The following is a 21107-nucleotide window of genomic DNA, read 5'->3' as shown; positions in this document are numbered from 1 at the left end:
GTCACCTGGTCAGTTCCCCGCCGATACCGGCGCCGACATCGGCGCCGAGCGCGGTGGGCCCGTACGAAGTGCCCGTCCCGCCGCTCACGGTCATCACGGTCCCGTCGCCCGCGTTCTCGCCCTCGGCACCGATCGCGAGGCCGGCGACGCCGTCCCCGGTGAGACCGGCGACAGCGACGGCGGAACCGAATCGGTCACCGGCCTCGGCCGCGCCCGGCACCGGGCCCGAACCTTGGACGTACGCCACCGCACCCGCCACGCCCAGCCCGTCCGCGCCACCGCGCAGCAGGAACGCGCGGCCCGCACCGGAGTCGTCACCGGGCGCACCGGCGAGCACATCGGCGTACCCGTCGTCGTCCGTGTCGCTCACGGCCACGGAGGCACCCAACTCGCCGCCGCTGTCCGCCCCTTCGAGCTCGCCGAGGGCGACGACGCCCGCACCGGTCGTCGTGAGCCCGTCCGCCGAGCCGTGGTACGTGGCGATCTCTCCACCGTCCGCCGCGTCGGGCCGACCCACGACCAGGTCGGCGAAGCCGTCGCCATTCAGGTCGCCGGACGAGAGGGAGCGTCCGCCCGCGCCCGCGAGGACGGAGGGCTCGGACGTCCGCAGGCCGCTCGGCGACCCGCGCAGCACGACGAGAGGCCTCTCGCCTGCCGCCGTACGGAACGTGATCGCCGCGTCCTCGAACCCGTCGTGATCGAAGTCCCCAGTGGCGACGGCCGGTTCCTGCACGGGCCCGTCCGAGAGAGCGACGGGAGAGGAGAAGGTGCGGGCGGAGCCGTCGACGGCCCAGGCGCGCCCGGCGCCGGGCGAGACCGCGAGGATGTCGTCGCCGCCACCCCCGTCGAAGTCGCCGGTGGCGAGCGCGGCCCCGAACTTCGCGCCGCTCGTACGCACCGCCGCCGGTTCGTTGATCATTCCGGCCTGTCCGGTGAGCCCGTTCGCGGTGCCGCGCAGCACGCTCACGCCGCCCTCGTCGCTCACGCCCGCGGTGACCTCCTCGCCGGGAGACGCGACCACGAGGTCGGTGTGACCGTCGTGGTCGAGGTCGCCGTACGCGGTCGCGGAGCCGAAGCCGTCTCCGGCCTCGGAGCCGCCGGGCACGCCCTCGGACTCCTGCGTGACGACGGCCTTGTTCGCCGCGTAGGGCGAGGTCCGGGCGCCGGGTACGACGGTGACCTGGCCGGCACCGGCCAGGTTGTTCGCGGTCGCTTTCGGGATGCCGGCGGCCAGGTCGGCATGGCCGTCCCCGTTCACGTCGGCACCCTTGGCGGGCGAGTTCTTCGACGCCGCGAGCGTGCGGATGGCGGGCAGGTCGCCGTAGAGGTTGTTGCCGGGGCACTCCGTCGGGTAGCCGTCGCGATGCCCGGAGATCCGGTTCATCGTCACCAGCTGCCCTTGCGTGAACTTCCCGTTGTCCGCACCGGCCGCCATCACGATGCTGCCCGCCGGATTGATCCCGTACAACCCGAGCTTCCAGGCGGCGAGTTGGGCGATCGCGTCGCGCACGGCGGGCGTGGAGGTCGCGGTGTTGAAGTCGCCGAGGACGGCGACACCGCTCGTGTCCGTGTTGAAGCCGTAGGTGTGGGCGCCGTAGACGGGCCTGTCGACGCCGCCCGCGCGCCCTTCGAAGACGGTCCCGCACTTGTCGACGAGGAAGTTGTAGCCGATGTCGTTCCAGCCGTTGCTCTTCACGTGGTAGGTGAGAATGCCGCGGATGACCGACGCGGACTCGGCGCACGTGTAGTCGTTCGTCCCGGCCGTGTGGTGCACGAACACGGCCTTCGTGTCGGTCGTGTACGTCGGTGGGTCGGCGACGATCGACTCGTCGGCGCCCCAGCCGGCGCGCGAGGTGATGTCCGGCTGCCCGGCCGCCGAGGCGGTCTTCTCCGTGGATTCCGCGGAGGCCCGTGCTCCGGCGTCGGGGTCGACGAGGTCCACGCGCAGCCCGGCGGGCAGCAGCTTCGCGCCGGTGACGCGCGCCTGCACGCCGTCGGACGCGCCGACCCACAGGGGCTGGGTCCCACCGCGCACGCCGGCCTTCGTACGGTCGGGACCCGACTCCGGTGCGTGGACGTCCAGTTCGAGCGGGCGCCAGGCCGACCAGCGCCCGGTCTCCGCGCTGCGGGTACGGATCTCGGCGGTGCCGTCGCCGAGCGTGGCGTCGGGGTCGGACCAGGTGACGCCGAGCATGCTGAACGGCTCGGTCGAACGGGCGGTGAGGACGCCCCTGCCGGGGTCGGTCCCGTCCGGTACGGCGACGGTGTGGACGGCTCCCTTGTGCACGGTGGCCTGCGCGGCGGCGGGCTGCGACCGCCCCGACAGGGAGACGACGCTGAGCACGACGGCGGCGGCGAGCGCGGTACGGGCGGCCTGGCGGCCGGGACTCGGGTACATCACTGCTCTCCCTGCGCGCTCGCCGGGGACTCGGAGACCTCGGGCGCGGGCAGCTCGCCTTGGCACGTGGCGCGGCCGAACTTGCCGTAGGCGGTGGCTGTTTGGACGTGCTTGCCGCGGACGGCGAGCCGGCAGCTGGCCCGCCCGCCCTTCTCGCCGAGCGTGATGGTCACGATGGGGGGCTTTCCGAGCGGCACGCGCACGGTCTTCTTCCAGGGCAGCGTGACGCCGCGCGCTCCGACGGCCTTGCCGGACTCGCTGCGGGCCTGCCAGGTGAGATCGGCGGTGCCTTCGCCACTGACCTCGTACGTCACGGAGGCGGTGGGGACGTGACGCTCGGGCTTCTCGTCGGTGTCGAGCACGCCGTAGAGCACGAGCCCGGCACAGGCGGCGACGACGACGGCGCTGGCGGCTATGCCTCGACGGTCAACTCCCTTGCCGTGCTGGGCGCCGTCGGTGCTCTTGGGCTCGTCCGAGGACTGCGGCTCCTTCGCCTCTTCCGCTCCCTCGGTGTCCTTGGTGCCCGCGGCGTCGTGCGCCTCGGATTCTTCGGCGGACGCTTCGGCCGTGTCGGTTGATTCGGTCGGCTCTGACTGTTCGGACGACGATGGCATGGGCCTGGCTTTCGTGAGGCGAGCATTCCTCGCGCGAATGCGTCGCGCTCGGCGGAGAACCGGGCGGTTATACCGCATGCGGGAGCGGCCGTTCCAGTGTCTGGAACAAGCGGGCGAAAGGGACGGAGCCCAAACGTGCTCAGAACACTCCGCAGAACGCCACGAATTGTGCCATCAGTTGACCCGCAACTGTTTCGGTGAATAGAAACCGCGCCGTCGTTTGTCCCACCACAGCGCCAACGGACCGGTCACGGCCTCCGGCCTCTGCTTCGGCCCCGTGACCCTGGGCATGACCACCGGCAGTGGATTCGGCGTCGGCCGGGCCCTGGCCCCCTGACCGGCTGAATTCTCCGGCTGTATACCGGCCCGGCAGGCACGTGGAGCGGGTGCCGGGTCTAGATCATCTCCGGACGATCCGACCCGTGACGGGCCAACTGCCCGATTGATTCCCTCTGTTGACATGGTCATGTGCGCCTGATTAGAAAGCGTCCGCCCACGAAGGAGAAAACCAGAAACCGACCGACGCATGCCCGGAAGGCCTTTTCGGCCATGGGCCTTCCGGACGTACGTCGGTCGATCCGCGCTGCCCAGATGCCGACCCTCCCGAGTGGCACACACCAGACGTCCGGACGCAATCGCCGTTCGGAGATCAGGCGTGCCCGCATCACGTGCGCAGGGAATACCGCACGGAAGGCGGGCGTGCCGCAAAGGAAAGGGCACAGGACGTGAAAGTCCGCTATGGGAGATTGATCTCCTGCCTTGTGGTGTCGGCGGTGGCGAGTACCGCACTGCCGCAGATCGCCTACGCCTCCGCGCCGGGTTCCGGCAAGCACGGAGACGACAAGGGCGTCTTCGACACGGTCAAGGGCTGGTTCTCGGACGACGACGGCGAGGATCAGGCCAAACCGCCGACGGGCGGGAAGCTGGAGATAGCCAGTCGCGAGAAGCTCCCGAAGGGCAAGAAGGCCGCTGAGCCCAAGCGGGTCAAGGAGCTGACGTCCCGCCGCACGGAGCACGCGCGCTTCTGGCAGCTGTCCAACGGGCAGATCCAGGCCGAACTCTCCCAGGTGCCGACGGCGTACCCCACGGGTTCGGGCAAGAGGAAATCGTGGAAGTCGATCGACACGGGTGTCGGCTCGACGAAGGCCAAGGGCTTCGACTTCGCCAACACGTCCAACTCTGGGCGCAGTTGGTTCGGTTCGGACCCGGACAAGCTGCTGAAGTTCCAGGCGGGCGCGGACGGTCCGGCGGTGACGCTGGGTCTCAAGGGTGCCGCGAAGTCCGTCGATCCGGCGGCCAAGGGTTCGACCGTGGTCTACAAGGACGCGGCGGCCGGTGGCGCGGACCTGGAGTACCGGGTCGGTCCTGGCCGGGTGAAGGAGAACATCGTCCTGGCGAAGGCGCCGGACGGACCCGTCTCCTACACCTTCACCCTCGACACGGACGGCCTGACGCCGAAGGCGCGCAAGGACGGTTCGATCGAGCTGTACGGCGAGCTGCCGAACACGCCGGTGATGACGATCCCGGCCGCGTACATGTCGGATACCCGCAAGGACGCGGACTCGCCGTACGGGGTGTCGTACAGCCCCAAGGTCAAGCAGAAGCTGGTCAAGGACGGCAAGAACTGGCAGATCGTCGTCACGCCGGACGCCAAGTGGCTGGCGTCGCCGAAGCGGCAGTACCCGGTGTCGATCGACCCGACGATCACGATCACGCCGACGCCGTCGCAGTCGCAGGACACGATGGTCCTCTCGGACCAGCCGACGACGAACTTCAACAACACCTGGAAGATGTCCGCCGGCAAGACGGACACAGGTATCGCGCGGTCGCTGATTCAGTTCCCGTTGGACGAGATCCCGGCCGGGACGCAGCTCGACTCGGCGCGTCTGAGCATGTACTACGACCAGACGCACACCACCAACGCCAACGACGTCACCATGGAGGTCCACCGGGCGACCGGTCAGTGGACCGAGTCGCAGGCGAACTGGTCCAACACCAGTACGCTGTCCGGTGAGTTGTCCGGCACGACCGTCCAGATCGACGACGGTGACACCGGTACGGCGGCCGTGGGTGAGTGGCCTCGCGCCACCACCACCGGCGGCGCGGCGACGAACGATGACTTCGCCTACAACAAGAACTCCCTGACGGGCGAGACCTACACCTGGCAGCCGCAGGTGAAGGAGACCGCGTCCTACCGGGTGGAGGCGCACTTCCCGCCCGCGACGGACGGTGCCACCGCGGCCCCGTACACGATCAACCACCGGGACGGCACCGGGACCGGGACGGTCAACCAGTCCGGCACCGCGGCCGCGTGGAAGACGGTGAACAGCACTCAGTTCTACTTCTCCAAGGGCAACACGGGGAAGATCGTCCTGGGTGACACCAACAGCTCCACGACGCGGAACATCGCGGACTCGATCCGGCTGGTGAACCCGGCCCAGATCGTGAAGAACACGGGCGAGTACAACCAGTGGCACGACTTCGCGGTGACGGACACCGTGCAGAAGTGGGTCTCGGGCACGTCCGCCAACTACGGTTTCGTGATCCAGGCCAAGGACGACACCCTGGCCGGCACCCTGACCGGTGGCCCGCGTTACGAGTCGGGTGACGGGGACTACGGCGGCGAGACGTCCTCGTACCCGCGCCTGACGGTGACGTACGGCAAGGTCGGCTCGGCGCTCAACTCGCCGACGATCGTGCACGACACGGGCCCGGAGCTGTCCTGGTCGAAGTACACCAACTCGACCGGGGACACCGGCCAGGACATCGTCGAGTACCAGCTGCACCGCTCCACGCAGCAGGTCTTCACGCCGAACGCGGCCACGCTGGTGGCCCCGATCGACAAGGCGGCGACCGCCTACACCGACACCACCGCGACGCCGACGCCCGACTCGTCCACGGACGAGATCGGCCGCTCGTACTACTACCAGATCGCGGTGAAGACGAAGGACGGCTCGGTCATCGGGTCGCCCACGCGCATCGTCGGTGTGCCGAAGGCCGGCCGGACGATGAAGCTGATCCAGGGCACGGCGGGCGGCGTCACCGACACCACCCTCTCGTCCCAGCAGCCGACGACCAACGAGGACACGATCCTCTCGTACACGCCGCAGAAGTGGTTGAGCGTCGGCAACAACTCGGGCACGTACGGCAACACGCGTGCGGTCATGAAGTTCCCCACCAGCTCGATCCCGGCGACGGCGACCGTGCTGAACTCCAAGCTGTACATGTGGGGCGCGGAGACCACCACCGACACCAACGGTGCGATCTATGAACTGCACGGTCTCACCAAGGACTTCGCGGAGACCGCGGCGACCTGGAACAACGCCACCGCCACCACTCCGTGGACGGCGCCGGGCGGTGACTTCGGCTCGACCGTGTCGGACACGGTCGCGCAGGTATCCGAGGTCGGCCGGCACTGGTGGGACGCCACGTCCATGACGCAGGGCTGGGTGAAGACCCCGTCCAGCAACAAGGGCGCGATGGTCAAGCTGGCCAACGAGGCGACCGGGCCGAAGGAGCGCACCCTGTTCCTGGCCTCCGAGGGCGCCGACCAGCAGCTCGGCCCGCTGCTCCGCGTGATCTACGTGGACGCGACGTCGGAGAACACCTACTACGCGCCGCAGACCCCGCAGCGCATGACCCCCAACTCCACGTACACGGTGGACGTGACGGTCACCAACACCACCGGCAGCACCTGGGCGGCGGGTGAGCGTCAGCTCTCCTACACCTGGAAGCTGCCCGACGGCACGGACGCCACCAACGGTGGTAACCAGCTCAAGACCGCCATCCCGCCCCTTGCCCCGGCCGAGTCGGCGACGGTCCACTCCCAGGTCAAGACACCGATCAACTCGGACGCGGGCAACAAGCGCACGGACTACGTCCTGGGCTGGGACGTGCAGAAGGTCTCGGACGGCAGCTGGCTGTCGGCCGGAACCGGCGGCATCCCGTCCCTGACGCAGAGCGTGGCGGTCGAGGACCCGACGTCCAACTCGCTGGGTCTGGAGAAGTTCTACGCCTACACCGGCAAGAGCACCGGTGCCGGCTCGTCGGTCCTGAACAACCTGGCCTCCGGCAACAGCGTCTGGTCGTACAACGCGTTCAGCAACCCGGGCCGGGGACTCAACACCTTCGCCCGGTTCTCCTACAACTCGCTCGACACCTCCGACACGGTGCTCGGCGCGGGCTGGTCCGGGCAGGTGGCCGGTCCCCTCCGGCTCGGGGCTCCGCTGGACTTCCGCCCCAACCCGAACCCGACGGAGATCCGTCTGCCGGACGGTGACGGCACCACGCACGTCTTCACCAAGCAGGCGGACGGGTCGTGGAAGGCCCCGGCGGGTGTCCACTTCAAGGTCATCATGAAGTCGGGCCTGGACTGCACCCCGCTCAAGGACCCGGTGCCGGACGCCTGGACGCTCACGAGTCCGGACGGAACGCGCTTCCTGTTCGGCTGTGACGGCTACCTGACGTCGACGGTGGACAAGAACGGCAACACCCAGACTTACACGTACGAGGAGCGCAAGTCGGGTGGTAAGCCGACCAAGTTCCTGAAGTACATCACCGACCCGGCGGGCCGGCAGTCGCTGACCGTCGAGTACTTCGACAAGACGACGGCGCCCTTCCCGAAGGTGGCCGACCACGTCCAGTCGATGACGGACATCTCCGGTCGCAAGGTCACGTTCGAGTACTCGGACAAGGCGCTCCTGACGAAGCTGACGGACGGCGCGGGCTCCTCACAGCCCAAGGTGTTCGGCTTCACCTACGACGCCACGCAGGGCAACAAGAACGTCAAGCTGGTCACGGCGACGGACCCGCGCGGCAACGACACCGATCTGACGTACCTCGCCCCGCAGACCGGTGACGACCCGAAGTACCACTGGTGGACCAAGACCATCGGTGACCGGCTGAACAATTCGACGGGCTTCTCCTACGCGGCGGACGCCACGAACAGCAAGTTCACCGACACCAAGGTCACGGACCCCGAGACGCACGCCACGGACTACGTCCTGGACGACTTCGGCCGCGGCGTGAAGGCCACCAATGCCAAGGGTCAGTCGACCGACACGGCGTGGGACGCCGACAACAACGTCACCCTGGTCAAGGAGGCGAACGGCGCCCAGACGACGTACACGTACGACCAGAAGACCGGCTATCCGCTGACGTCGAAGGACGCGGAGGCCAACAAGAACGGCACGGCCGCCACCGTCTACACGTATCAGACGCGGCTCGACGGCTACTCGGCCGACCTGTACACCCAGACATCGCCGGAGGGCCGCAAGTGGCAGTTCGGCTATGACTCGTTCGGCAACCTGAAGACGGCCACCGACCCCAAGGGCGTATCGACCGCCACGGCCGGCGACTACACCACGTCGTACGAGTACGACACGTACGGTCAGCAGACCAAGGTCACCGACGCCAACGGCAACGCGACGCAGGCGTCGGACTTCGACCCGGTCGGCGCTCCGAAGACGGTCACCGACCCCTACGCCAAGGCCACCAAGGTCGTCTACGACGAGCGCGGCCAGGTCACATCGACCACCGACGCGCTGAACAAGACCAGCACGCAGACGTACGACACGTTCGGCCGTCCGCTGGTGAGCAAGGTGCCGAAGGACCAGGCGGCGGGCGACTACATCACCACCCCGGCACCGGTCTACGACGCCAACGACAACACCACCGAGGCGACTTCACCGACGAACGCGGTCTCGAAGGCCGTGTACGACGCGATGGACCAGGTGACGTCGGCGACCGCACCGGCGAACAACCAGACCGCGGACCGCAAGACGGCCTACACCTACGACAAGGTCGGCAACCTCAGGACGACGACCGAGCCGAAGGGCGTGGCGACCACCGCGGACGCCACGGACTACGTCACCACCAACAACTACGACACGATCTATCAGCTCACGTCGGTGGTGGACGCCAAGGACGACAAGACCTCCTACGAGTACGACAACGTCGGCAATGCCGTCACGCTGATCGACCCGAAGAAGAACGCGTCGGCGGACACCTCCGACTACTCCAGCAAGACGGAGTACGACTTCGACCACCGGCCGGTCAAGCAGATCGACGCGGCGGGCAAGTACACCACCACGCAGTACGACAAGGACTCGATCGTCGTCGCGACGACCGACCAGGAGCAGAACAAGACCCAGATCGTCCCCGACGAACGGGGCATGACCTTCGAGGTCAAGGTGCCGTACGACGGCACCACGGTGCGCACCACCCGCTACCAGTACGACCAGGTGGGCAACACCACCAAGGTCGAGACCCCGCGGGGCACCGCCACCACCGGGACGGCCGAGGACTTCGCGGCCCGCACCGAGTACGACAAGCTCAACCGGCCGGTCAAGCAGTTCCAGCCGTACGACCCGGCGGACTCGCAGTTCAACAAGGCGGATGTCTACACCGAAACGGTCTACGACGAGGTAGGCCGGGTGAAGAAGACGTCGCTGCCGCCGGCGGGTGACCCGGCGCGCATCGACACCGACTACACCTACTTCGACAACGGCTGGATCAAGACCTCCACCGACGCGTGGAACATCAAGACGGCCTACGACTACAACAACGTCGGTCAGCAGGAGAAGCGGACGCTGACCGGTGACAACGGCACGTCCACGCGGACCATGGGCTGGTCGCACTACCCCGACGGATCCCTGAAGGGCCGCACGGACGCCGCCGGAGACCCTTCCGCGGACAGGTCGTACGCGTACGACTACGACCTGAACGGCAACATGCTCACGATCGGTGAAACGGTCGGCAGCACCACGAGCACGCCGTACACCATGACCTACACCGGTCTGAACCAGGTGGACAAGGTCACGGAGGCGCTCACCGGCCAGGAGGCGAAGACCACCTCCTACACCTACGACGCGAGCGGCCAGCTCGACACCGTCAGTCATCCCCAGCAGAACTCGAAGTACGAGTACGACCTGCGCAACCTGCTCAAGAAGGTCACGGCGAGCCAGGTGCCGACCGACCCTCAGCCGGACATCACGCAGTTCACGTACACGGATCGCGGTCAGCGCGCCACCCTGACCAAGGGCAACAACAACACCGTCGATTACACCTACTACGCGAACAGCGCCGTCAAGACCAGCACCGAGAAGACGGGCGCGGGCGCGCTGGTCTCGTCACACAGCTACGAGTACGACGCCAACGGCAACAAGAGCAAGGACACGGCGGCGCTGCTCAGCGCTGACAGCGACGGGGTCCGGAACTCCGTGATCGCCTACACCTACGATCCGGTCGACCGGATCAAGGAGCTGGACAAGACCGGCAGCAAGCCGCGCACGGAGCAGTACTGGCACGACGACAACTCCAATGTCGTCAAGCAGCTCTTCCTCCAGAAGTCGGAGCTGACCGAGTTCTACTACAACAAGAACCGGCTGAGCTCCTCCTCGAATCTGGTCGATTCCTCGGCCGTCTACGACTACGACACCTTCGGCCGGATGAAGTCCGTCTCCGAAGACGGTGGCGCCGCCGTCGAGACGAACACCTTCGACGGCTTCGACCGGCTCATCACCACGGTCCGCAAGACCGGCGACAAGACAAACACGACCGACTACCGCTACGACCCTCTCGACCGCACGGTCGAAAAGAGTGTCAACAACGCCTACACCGACGAGTACAGCTACCTCGGCCTCGACCGTGAGGTCTTCAGCGACGAACTCGACGGAACCCTCGTCAAGACCTACCAGTTCGGCCTGGGAGGAGAACGCCTTTCCCAGTTGGACCACTTGAACGGCGACAGCGGCTACTACGGCTACAACAGCCACGGCGACGTCGAGACGTTCACCAACGCGGGTGACGGCAAGCCCAGTTCCACCTACGGTTACACCGCCTACGGCCAGGACGCCAAGGACGAGTGGACCGGCCTGGACGCCATCGCGGAGCCGGGCAGCGACGGGGAGAACCCCTACCGCTTCAGCGGCAAGCGCTGGAACGCCCAGTCGGAGACGTACGACATGGGCGCCCGGGACTACAGCCCGGAGCACAACCGGTTCATCAGCCGGGACTCGTACGCAGGCGCCGCGGCCGACATGAGCCTGGGTGCCGGGGCCGCCAACAGCAACCGTTACGGCTTCGCCGGCGGCAACCCGGTCAACAACATCGACCAGTACGGGCACGAGTCCTGCGACGCGGGCTGCCAGGCACGCAGCCAGTACCGCATGGACGGGGCCCCGGTCATCCCCGACCCGGAGAAGCTCGAGTTCAACATCCAGCACCACGACGGCTCCACGGGCCTCGAGGGCTGGGTGGACCCATGGGACTTCGTCAAGGAGCTGTCCGGGTTCGCGGATGTCGAGGGGTGCACGAACTCCCCGTCGGCATGGCAGTGCACGATGGCTGCGGCAGCGGTTCTCCCTGGTGCGGGGAAGCTGCTGAAGGGTGCCAAGTACATTGACGAGCTGGCCGAAGCAACCCCGGTTTTCAAGGGTTTGTACCCGATTTCGGCCAAGCAGATGAAGGCCAACGTCGGCTTCCGGTACCAGAAGTACGTCACCGGTACGGACGTGGAGCAGTGGTGGCAGCACAACGGAAGGCTGGTCAAGGTAGACGGTGGGCCGGACAAGTACGGGTTCATCACCGAGGCGAAGTTCGCCGGGCCCTCGACTCCTGGAGGATTCAACGGCAGCATCTACAATCCACTGCACGCGAACACGGTCTTCAAGGAAAGCACCGCGGTTGATCAGGCGCAGCGCCTCTTGGGGTTGAACAAAGCTCTGGGTGGCAATGGTGTCCGGTACGCAGTTTCGAGCGAAGGCGGTGCTGCCTTCTATCGAGCGGTCTTCCGGGAGTGGTTCCCGGCAGAGTTGGAAAGCGGTGACCTTGCGGTCTACCATGTTCCTTTCGGAGGGAGAAGTTGATGCCTGATGTCGATTTGGATCACGTTCTCCAGCTCGTTGAGCTGGCTGCGCGGTTCGAATCTCCGTGGGATACGGAGCGGGTTTCCTCTGAACTCGTCCAGTCCGGCTGGGAACCTGCCGGCTCGGTATCCCTGCCGTACCCGAAGCGTTTGACGCGGAAGGGCCTCCCTCTGGGCATCGAAGAATACGATGGCCTGACGGTGCTCGGCGTCACACTGCAGGAGTGGCCGGTCGACTGGGACTCCCCCGAATACGTCAACGACGTCACTGGCGACTATGAGGAAAAGAGCCGTGATTGCCGCGAGCTGGCAGACCGGCTTACTTCTCTCATGGGCGAGAAGTTCTCGGTGGAGCCAGAAGGTCTGATCCTCGACAGCGATTACTTCGCATTCGTGTGGGTCGGCTGTTGGCGGGTCTCCGGTATGCACGTGATCCTGGGTCTCGAGCATTTTGATCCCGATGACACCCCCATCAGGGTTTCGCTGTACCTTTGCCGTGAATCCGGTGCATGAGTTCTCAAAGCACTCACGCGATTCCGGTGTGGTCAGGGGCAGCTGACGACTCTGCAGTAATTGCGGGATCTTTCAGCGGATAGACCTCTGGTCGCGGCGAAATGAATACAGGCGGTGCTGCCAGGCGTTGGTCTGGCAGCATCGCCTGTTGCATTCCGGTGGTTCTGATAAGGGTGCGCGGGCTTCCTCCGGGCAGTCCATGTACGTCTGGAACAACCACGAGACATGGACGAACTTCCTGGCAACGATGGGTTATCGGTGACCGACATGGTGAATCCGCCTGACTGGCGGGATGACGAAACGCTGTCAGCCCCGATCCGCGCCATGACTCGGCAGCAGCGTCACCAGGCCGCGTACCTGGCCCTGCGCAGATTGCAGGCGCCGTTGCTCGACATCGCGATGCCCGTGGAGTGGGGAGTAGATCCCGCAGCTCTCACTTCCGTGCTCCGCGAGGGAGCCACGCGACTGGATGGCGAGGTCAATGAGGACCTTGGGCATGCAATCGCAGGGCTCTGTTCCGCACCCTTGTTTGAGTCCGAGATCGAGCCTGAATTCGCTGAGAGCTTCCAGTTGGAGGCCATCAACGGCTGGCTCATGCTCGGGGAAGCCTTGGGGGAGATGAGTGAGGCTCAAACCGATACGGCCATCAGCCTTGCACGAGAGATGGCTGTATACCTCGACTCATACATGGATGGCTCACTCACCGTGGTCGAGGGGGATGAGCTTCGTGAGCGCTACCTTGCTCACGTCGCAGACAACCTTCGCGTCTACGGGCTGGGCTATTTCGGCACGAGGAACCTTGAGATCGAGGGTGCTTGCCATGCGGCCATCGTTGCTGTTCCAGCAAGCGAGGATCTGCTTGGTTCTGCGGTTGGTCACCAGCTGGTGGCTACCTGCGACGAATACAGCGGCCAACTCTCATCAGCCCTGAGGGTGTTCACTCAGTGAGACCCCGCGAATAAAATAAACACTCCCATCGATCTGATCGATGGGACCTCAGTGCTTTGGCCTCAATTCTTGACTTTGCTGGTCAATTCTGCGCAAGGCTGCAGGCCGGAGTAGGTTTGATGGCCTTTCCCTTCGGAGGGACAAGTTGATGCCTGATGTTGATTTGGATCAGGCGCTCCAGATCGTTCAGCTGGCTGCGCGGTTCGAGCTCCGTGGGATGCGGAGCAGGTTTCCTCTGAATTCGTGCTGTCTGGCTGGGATCCTGCTGGCTCGGTGTCTCTGCCGTACCCAAAGCGTTTGACGCGGAATGGCCTCCGTCTGGGAACCGAAGACTATGAGGGCCTGGTGATGGTGAGCGTCATGCTCCAGGAGTGGCATGTCGATTGGGGCTCGTCTGATTACGTCAGTGACGTCACCGGGGAGTACCAGAAAAGGATCCGTAATTGTCGCGAGCTGGCAGGCCGGCTTACCCCTCTGATAGGCGAGAAGTTCTCAGTGGAGCCAGAAGGCCTGGTGCTTGACAGTGACTACTTCGCATTCGTGTGGGTGGACTGTTGGAGGGTCTCTGACGTGCACGTGATCCTAGGTCTCGAGCATCCCGACCTCGATGACACTCCCATCAGCGTTTCTCTGCACCTTTGCCGTGAGAGCAAGCTAGATAGCCAGTCTTCTGGTGCCTCGCAATCGTAGGTAGATCTGCCGCAGACGCAACCCTGGTACTGGGTTGTGTCTGCGGTCTTATGGTGAAGGTGATGGTATGGAGCTTTGGGATCAGAGGGTTGAGCCGTACGAAGCCGCCCTGGAGGGCATGAGCAGTGAGGTGCTGGGCAGCCTTGCAATGGATGTCATTGAAGCTACACCCCCTCGCTTCGGCCACTCATTCGATGATTTCTTCCCGCCGAGTCATGCGGAACTCGTCAAGTCTGCTTTTGCGTTGCGCCGCGATAGCCCAGAGGCTGGGAGTCCGGTTCTGAATTCGCTGTGGAATTCTTGGACCGTTATGACAAACTCCCCAGTATTCCGGTCAGGCCGGGCGTGGGTCCGTATTTGATGGCGTTGGTGCGACTCTTTGAAGCACTCCCTCGATCCGTTACGGCTGACGATGTGATGGAAATTTACTCGTCGTGCTATGAGGCCGTATTGATGACCCACCTCACAGGTCGCGTCACGATCGAAGACGAGTTGAACTGCGATCAGTGCGTGGCAGCCATTGACCTTCAGATCAGGCTCATTGAGGGCTACCGAGATGGCGCGGGTACGACCTCCTAGCTGGCGAACTGATCGGACTGGCGTCCTGTTGAGCCGCCGCCCGCTCGCGGCAGTCCCGGCATTTGCCGGGTTCCGGGGCGCGGAACGGGCGGTCGCAAGGCCGGTGGCCGCGCAAGGCCGCCGACCGGCGCACCTGTCGGCCGTAGGGGTAGATCTACCTCATGGGGAGAATGTGAGATGACTCGGACGACACCTGCCCGGCCGGTGGATGTGGAAGCCGTATTTCCGGAGCTGCGTGACCACGCCGTGACGACCACTCGCTTGCATCCGAGGCCGGGGACCCCTTCCGTCCATGACAGTTCGGTCGGTGGGCCATTGCTGTGGCCGGAGGATGAGCCCTGGCCCGTGTGCGATGAGGTGCATCGCAAGGATCGCGGTGAGCTGCTGGCCAATGTGCGTGAAGCGCGGCGCATGCGTGACGGCTTCGACCGACGCGGAACCGATCCCAACGATGAGGAACGTGAACGTTGGGAGGCCCTGGAGAAGCGGGGGCGGTATGCGCCGGATGTCCGGCCTGAGGATCCGATTCCGCTGCTGGCGGTAGGCCAGTTCTACGCTCGTGACATCCCAGGCCTGGAGGCGCCCTCGGGGTGCGACCTTCTGCAGGTGCTGTGGTGTCCTTTCGAGCGGCACGACGGACATCAGGTGCATGTGCGGCTGGTCTGGCGAGCGACGGCGGATGTGGGCGTGCCTGTGACGACGCAGCCGGAGTTTCCGGTGGTCGGCCGTGCCGGCTATGTCCCGTCGCCATGTGTTCTGCATCCGGAGACCGTGCGCGAGCACCAGTACGTCGAGCTGCTGCCGGCGGATCTGCAGGCGAAGGTGGAGCGATGGACGAACTGGGATGACGATGGCACCCCGGATTATCAGTCGGATCTGTCTGTGGCGCCCGGCTGGAAGATCGGTGGGTTCGCCGCATGGAACGTGACCGGGCCGGGGGAGGTGCCAGAACACTGTGGCCGGCCGATGCGGCTGTTGCTGACCATTGCCACCTATGAATGGGACGGCGGGAATCGCAACTGGGTGCCGGTCGAGGATCAGCAGAGCGTCGAAGCCCAGAGAGCGAACACCCCTACCGATGTTTCTGTTTCGCGTTGGGGAAGGCTGTACCTGTTCGTCTGCCCCGACGACGTAACTCACCCTCATTGGATCACGACGCAATAGCAGTTTTCCATGATGGGGAACGGGAAAGTAGCAAATGGATATGGTGGCAGAGAGTATCCTCTTTCATTCCATTCAAGTGTGCCTTTCACCTAATCTCGCAGAGATGAACGCAGCAGTACAGGACTTCGGCTGGAGGCCTGCAGGGTCGGTTGCTCCTCCCGCGTGTACGCGATGGGAGAGGGTAGGCGTACGGCTGCACCTGGTGCCCTTGGGAAATGGATGGATTTTCGACTACGTCTTCAGGGAGGTGTGGCCTCAGAATGTCGATGAGTTGGTATCGGAGGCGCTGGACTCTGCCATTGAAGGCCAACTGCCGTTCTGTCGCGAGGTGCAAAACTCGCTGATGCGAGCATTGCAGAGCAGAACCTCAGTTTCAGTGAGTGACAGCGAAGAGTTCGATGAGAGTGATTTCGTCGAGCGCGCCGTCTGGAACGTCAACGGATCTCTCCTGGCCGTGGGAATTGCCAGCAACGACGTTGACACGCCCGTCCTGGTGATGGCCAGGTTGTTGTCGGCTCCTTGAGGGGTGCGTCGTCTTGTACACCGCGGAACCGGGCTCTATGCCGCCGCGCGTTCGCGGCAGTCTCGGCATTCGCCTGGTTCCGGGGAGCGGAACGGGCGGTCGCATTTGGGGCAGTCCTGGAACGGGTGGGGTTTGGGGTGGGGCTTGGGGCCCGTTGGCGCCGGGGTTGATTTTAGGCGGTGGGTCAGTAGGCCTGCCGGGCTGTGGAGGGCGCCCTCCGGGAGCGACGTCGTCAGGGTCTCCGTGATCGTCGTCAGGGTGGCGCCCGCGTTGAGCCAGGCCGTGACTGCCGGGGCCAGCGACGTGACAGCCTTGGGCGACAGCGCGAGGCGCCTGTCGTGGTACGCGAGTGCCCGGAGGATCGAACTCGCCTCCGGACGCAGAGTGATTGGGGCCAGGGCTGGGGCCGGTTGTTCTAGTGCGGGCGCCGGGGGCGTGGGCGTAGCGCCCGGGGCGTCGTACACGTACGTGCGTGTCACCACCCTGCCGTCCGGTGTGCGTTGCACCCTGCGTTCCAGCCAGCCCTCCGCCTCCAGCTCGCGCAGCGCCCTCGCGATCAGGATCTCGCCCTCGTCGAAGTGTGCGCGGAGGCTTTTGATCGTGATCGGGGCGCCGTCGGGGAGGGAGAAGATGTACGCCGCGACGCCGACGGTGACCGCCGAACCGCTGCGTTGGAGCAGGCGGTTGGCCAGGACCGTGAAGTTCGCCGTATGGCGTACGCGGATGTGGATGACGCCGGAGGAGGGCACGGCGTTAGGGTTGGCGGTAGCCATGAGGAAGCTCGGTTCTTCCTGTCGTGGTCAGGCCCTCGATCGGGATTGCCGTCCCGGCCGGGGGCCGTTGCATTGTGTGGTTGTGGTGGCTGAGCGTAACCACACCCCGGGGGCCCCTGTCCACCAACTCACCCCATCGGGTGAGGAGTTCAGGGTGGGGGAGGGGGAGAGAGTTCTTTGGGTTCAGTTCTTTGGAGAGTGCCTGGGCGGGCGGGGACCGGTGTGCTCGGGGCTGGTCCTGCCCCACCGGTCCCCGCTCCGTCAGGCTCCGGCCCGACCTGCGGCGATGCCGTCGATGAAGATCGCCCCGCGATATCCCCCGCTGGTTTCTCAGGTAGCGCGACTGCTCGCCGAAGATCAGGAGGGCGGGCGGGGGATGGTCGTTGGACGGCATCGGGTCTCCTCGTACGCACGTCGCACAGGCACGGAGCGCGATCGCACGGATCGCACAACCGGCCTACCCCACAGCACTGTTGGGCCGATCTCCACGCCTGGGTGGATATGTGACCGACAGCGTGGTGCGCATGACGAAGAACATGCGACTGCTCCCGTGGAAGACGCCCGAAGGGAAGCCGTGCTACCTGTCGAGCGACGGCGACGGCCCCCTCGCCCGCCTCGCCGACGAGGTCGAGGTCATGCAGCTCGACCTGGGCGAGGAACTGCTCGGCCACGCCCGCAAGATTCTGGTGGAGCCGGACGTGCCGGTGGAGGAGTTCCGTTTCATGGGTGCGCGGCTCACCGGGGCGCTGGACGACGCCCCGCGGGTGGCCCCACGCGTCGCGATGTCCGAAAGATCCGGCCGCTCGCGCGCTGAGGGCGGCGTGCTGTAGAACCGGCCCGGTTTCCCCGAGGCAGTCGGAGGAGTCACCGGTGAATCGCCTGCTTGGACGCGCGCGAGGGCGAATGCAGGAGGCGTACTACGACACCCACTGGTTCCAGAGGCACGAGGACGAGGAGCAGGGCGGAAAGTGAAGAGACTTCGACTGGGATATCTGACGGCGATATCGCCCCTGTGCGTCGTGCTGGCCGGTTGCGGTGCGGGGGTGGGCGGCGCGCACGCGGCCAAGCCCACCGCAACGAAGCAGGCCGACGCGAAGGTGCAGGAGAAGGCGAAGGGAGAGGCGAAAGCCCCCGTGCCCGCCACCCCCGCCGACTTCCTCGACCTCGCCGACCGGGCCATGGCCGCCGAACCCGGCTGGACCTTCGCCGTGAAGGGCGACGAGGCCCTCACGCTCCAGGAGCAGGAGAGCGGCGCGTCCTACGAGGCCACCGTGTCGCGCACCGCGAAGCCGGAGGCCCTCCGTTCGCAGGGTGTCATCACCAGCAGCAAGGGTGTACGGAAGGCGGAGAAGGTGTTTGTCGTCGGCGGTACGACCTACGTCAAGGAGGGGACCGCCGCCTGGCAGAAGGGCGTCTCCACCGACCCCGCGATGGAGAACAAGGTCGAGGACTCGGTGGCCGCCATCGACGCGTACCGGGGTTATCTCAAGGCGGGCAACAAGGACGTCGTCGCAGTGAAGAAGGGCGACACGGCAGAGCTTCAAGTCAGGCTTCAGCCTTCGAGTCTGAAGGACGTACAGGACCGCGCCTACGTGAAGACCGCCGTCCGCGAGCTCGACTCCGTACTCTCCCAGCTCCAGGCCGCCGGCGTGGCCACCGGCAAGTCCCGGATCACGCTCGCCCGGCTCAACGAGACGCTGACCCTGGACGCCGGGACCGGGCGGATCAAAGCCCATCGGCTCGGGTTCACCTTCCTCATTCCGCACGACGGCGGGTACATCACCTACCGGCAGGACGTGAGCGAGGTGAACCGCGGGGTGTTCAAGGGGAGCATCAGCCGTCCCGTGGGCGCGGGCTGAAGGCAACTCAGCCCGGCCTGAACGCGCGGATTCGTCGGCTGACCGGAACTCCCGCGCCACACAGTGAAACAGCTTGGGTGAGCAGCCCGGATTGGCGGACGTCATGCTGAGGGTCGAAGAGCTGGAGGCCGCGCTTCCGGCGATGACGCAGTGGCGCGTGCCTGGGGGGCGCGGCGTGGACTGGGCCGCCCTTGAGGCGGTCCTCGGGACGGCGCTGCCCTCGGACTTCCGTTCTTTGGCGGAGGCGTATCCGGTTCTGGTCATCGACGACTTCCTGAGCGTGTCCGTTCCCCGACCCGGCACCGAGGAGTCATGGGCGTCCGAGTCCAGGGAGGACGAGATCCTTCAGGATCTGTACGAGATGGGCGATACGGAGGACTACGTTCCCTATCCGCAGCCGGGAGGCCTGATTTCCTGGGGGGATTCCAATTCGGGGGACGTCTTGTACTGGAAGACGAGCCCCGCGGACCCGGACGCATGGCCGGTGGTCGTCCGCACGGACAACGCCGAGTGGTTCGAGTTCCCGGTCGGCGCCGTCGAGTTCCTGGCCGGCGTGTACGGGCGCACCATCGATGTGCCGGGCATGCCCAGGAACTTCCCCAGCAGTAACCCGGAGGTGCTGGGCCTGAGTTAGGCGAAGGAATTCATGGAATTCACGGAGCGCGACGAACTGGTCGACACCGTTACGCGGTTGGTCGGCAGTGACCCGCAGCTGTTCAAGTGCCACGAGACGGGGCACGGCGCCGGGCACGTCTGCGTGGCCCTGTCCGATGAACTCGACCTGGCCGGCGTGGTGGACGGGATCAGCAGCCGGTACGGGTCCTCCCGCAGTCTCGCCCTGCGCGGCTTCGCCGATCCCACCGTGGACGCGACGACCGGGCTTCCCCTGCTCGCGCCCTTCGGCACCGACGTGATCGACATGCGGGCCTGGGCACACGCCGGTTCGTGGATAGGGGCCGGGACGGTCCGGATGGGCGGCGACGTACAGCATGTCGTCCTCGTCGCCGAGCGGGCCGTGCCCGTCGTGGAGGGGCTGCCTGCCGACGCCACGTGGGTCGAGCGAGTCGTCGCCGTGACCGGGTGGGCCGGTGAGGCCCGTACGGTCGACTGGGACGCGGTGGAGGCGCGGCTCGGCACCCGGCTGCCCACGGACTTCAAACAGCTCGCCGAGATCTTCGGATACGGCGCCTTCGACGGCTTCCTCACCCTCTACGTTCCCGGGTCCGACGTCCCCGGCATGGACTTCGTGGAGCACGCGGAGTATCTGGCCGGGTTCGCGGCCCGCTCGGGCACGAGCCTGTGGGAGCCGTACGGCATCCATCCGGTGCCCGGCGGACTCCTGGAGTGGGGCTCGTCCGAGCAGGCGGACCGGTTCTACTGGCTCACCGAGGGCGACGACCCCGACCGCTGGCCCGTCCTGGCGTCGGAGGACATCCCGGACACCTGGACCCGCTTCGACGGCACGGCCGCCGAGTTCGTCTTCCGCATGCTGACCGAGCGCTCACATCCGCACTCGGTCGCCCGCTATTACGACACGCACTGGTTCCAGAGTTACGAGAACGAGGACCAGCTCGGCAAATCAGTGGCGGGCCCGGCCCCCACCGACGACCATGCGACGTATGACTGACCAACCCGCACGATGGAGCCAGGCGTCCGTCTACCCCGATATGTGGGCCGACCCGGACGACGACCCCCGCAGCAGCGAGGGAGTCAGTGCCGAAGGCGAACTGGCGACGCTCCAGACTTTCCTGTCGGACTACCGCCTGACCTTGCGGATGAAGTGCGAGGGCCTGGACCCGGAGCAGCTGGCCCGGCGGTCGGTTCCGCCGTCGACGATGTCACTGCTCGGCCTGCTCCGGCATCTCGCCGAGGCGGAGCGGGACTGGCTCAACTGGATCACTGACAGTGAGCCGCTGCCGAAGCTGTACGGCGAGCCTGACGGGGACTTCAACGGCGCCGTCGCCGAGCAGGCCGTGATCGACGCCGCGTACGCCGATCTCGAACGCGAGCAGGCCGCGACCGACGCCGCGCTGGCCGGGCACGCGGATCTGGGCGAGCGTCTCGGGAAGGTCGAGATCCCGGTACGGGAGCTGCTGGTGCACCGGGTCGAGGAGTACGCCCGCCACTGCGGCCACGCCGACCTGCTGCGCGAGTGCGTCGACGGAAGGGTGGGCCAGTAG

Annotated in this window: 13 protein-coding genes; 10 read left to right on the top strand and 3 right to left on the bottom strand. The window is 66.1% G+C overall.

Annotated features, from left to right (window positions below):
* Position 1: 1 nt before the first annotated feature.
* Positions 2-2398, bottom strand: coding sequence for an N-acetylmuramoyl-L-alanine amidase (locus ACWIGU_RS21795; protein ID WP_454403213.1), 2397 nt, complete (start codon positions 2396-2398; stop codon positions 2-4).
* Positions 2398-3012, bottom strand: coding sequence for a hypothetical protein (locus ACWIGU_RS21790; RefSeq protein ID WP_454403211.1), 615 nt, complete (start codon positions 3010-3012; stop codon positions 2398-2400). Before ACWIGU_RS21790 ends, ACWIGU_RS21795 begins: the two co-directional genes overlap by 1 nt.
* A gap of 1742 nt (positions 3013-4754) precedes the next feature.
* Here ACWIGU_RS21790 and ACWIGU_RS21785 point away from each other — a divergent pair.
* The 5 genes from ACWIGU_RS21785 to ACWIGU_RS21765 all read left to right on the top strand — a co-directional run bounded on the left by ACWIGU_RS21785 (position 4755) and on the right by ACWIGU_RS21765 (position 16295).
* Entirely contained in the window at positions 4755-11879 is a 7125-nt protein-coding gene (locus ACWIGU_RS21785; protein ID WP_454403649.1) for a DNRLRE domain-containing protein, read from the top strand.
* Positions 11879-12391 carry a hypothetical protein gene (locus ACWIGU_RS21780; protein ID WP_454403209.1) on the top strand — a complete coding sequence of 171 codons (513 nt, stop codon included), beginning with the start codon at positions 11879-11881 and terminating at the stop codon, positions 12389-12391. The genes ACWIGU_RS21785 and ACWIGU_RS21780 overlap by 1 nt, the downstream gene beginning before the upstream one ends.
* Before the next feature lie 225 nt (positions 12392-12616).
* Complete coding sequence (locus ACWIGU_RS21775; RefSeq protein WP_454403207.1) at positions 12617-13339, top strand: hypothetical protein; 723 nt, start codon at positions 12617-12619, stop codon at positions 13337-13339.
* A gap of 1614 nt (positions 13340-14953) precedes the next feature.
* Positions 14954-15772, top strand: coding sequence for a hypothetical protein (locus tag ACWIGU_RS21770; protein ID WP_454403205.1), 819 nt, complete (start codon positions 14954-14956; stop codon positions 15770-15772).
* 103 nt (positions 15773-15875) lie between these two features.
* Positions 15876-16295: a hypothetical protein gene (locus ACWIGU_RS21765; protein WP_454403203.1), complete on the top strand. Its 420-nt coding sequence runs from the start codon at positions 15876-15878 to the stop codon at positions 16293-16295.
* 35 nt (positions 16296-16330) lie between these two features.
* Here ACWIGU_RS21765 and ACWIGU_RS21760 read toward each other — a convergent pair whose 3' ends face one another.
* Positions 16331-17068, bottom strand: a complete 738-nt coding sequence (locus ACWIGU_RS21760; RefSeq protein WP_454403201.1) for a hypothetical protein — start codon at positions 17066-17068, stop codon at positions 16331-16333.
* 524 nt (positions 17069-17592) lie between these two features.
* Here ACWIGU_RS21760 and ACWIGU_RS21755 point away from each other — a divergent pair.
* The 5 genes from ACWIGU_RS21755 to ACWIGU_RS21735 all read left to right on the top strand — a co-directional run bounded on the left by ACWIGU_RS21755 (position 17593) and on the right by ACWIGU_RS21735 (position 21107).
* Entirely contained in the window at positions 17593-17898 is a 306-nt protein-coding gene (locus ACWIGU_RS21755; protein WP_454403200.1) for a hypothetical protein, read from the top strand.
* Positions 17899-18036: 138 nt separating this feature from the next.
* Positions 18037-18927: a hypothetical protein gene (locus ACWIGU_RS21750; protein WP_454403198.1), complete on the top strand. Its 891-nt coding sequence runs from the start codon at positions 18037-18039 to the stop codon at positions 18925-18927.
* A 73-nt stretch (positions 18928-19000) separates the two neighbouring features.
* Positions 19001-19561, top strand: coding sequence for an SMI1/KNR4 family protein (locus tag ACWIGU_RS21745; protein WP_454403196.1), 561 nt, complete (start codon positions 19001-19003; stop codon positions 19559-19561).
* A gap of 12 nt (positions 19562-19573) precedes the next feature.
* Entirely contained in the window at positions 19574-20554 is a 981-nt protein-coding gene (locus tag ACWIGU_RS21740; protein ID WP_454403194.1) for a hypothetical protein, read from the top strand.
* Positions 20538-21107 carry a DinB family protein gene (locus ACWIGU_RS21735; RefSeq protein WP_454403192.1) on the top strand — a complete coding sequence of 190 codons (570 nt, stop codon included), beginning with the start codon at positions 20538-20540 and terminating at the stop codon, positions 21105-21107. The genes ACWIGU_RS21740 and ACWIGU_RS21735 overlap by 17 nt, the downstream gene beginning before the upstream one ends.

The organism is Streptomyces sp. NPDC055400 (genome assembly GCF_053644375.1).
This window is presented reverse-complemented; position numbering and strand designations above follow the sequence as displayed.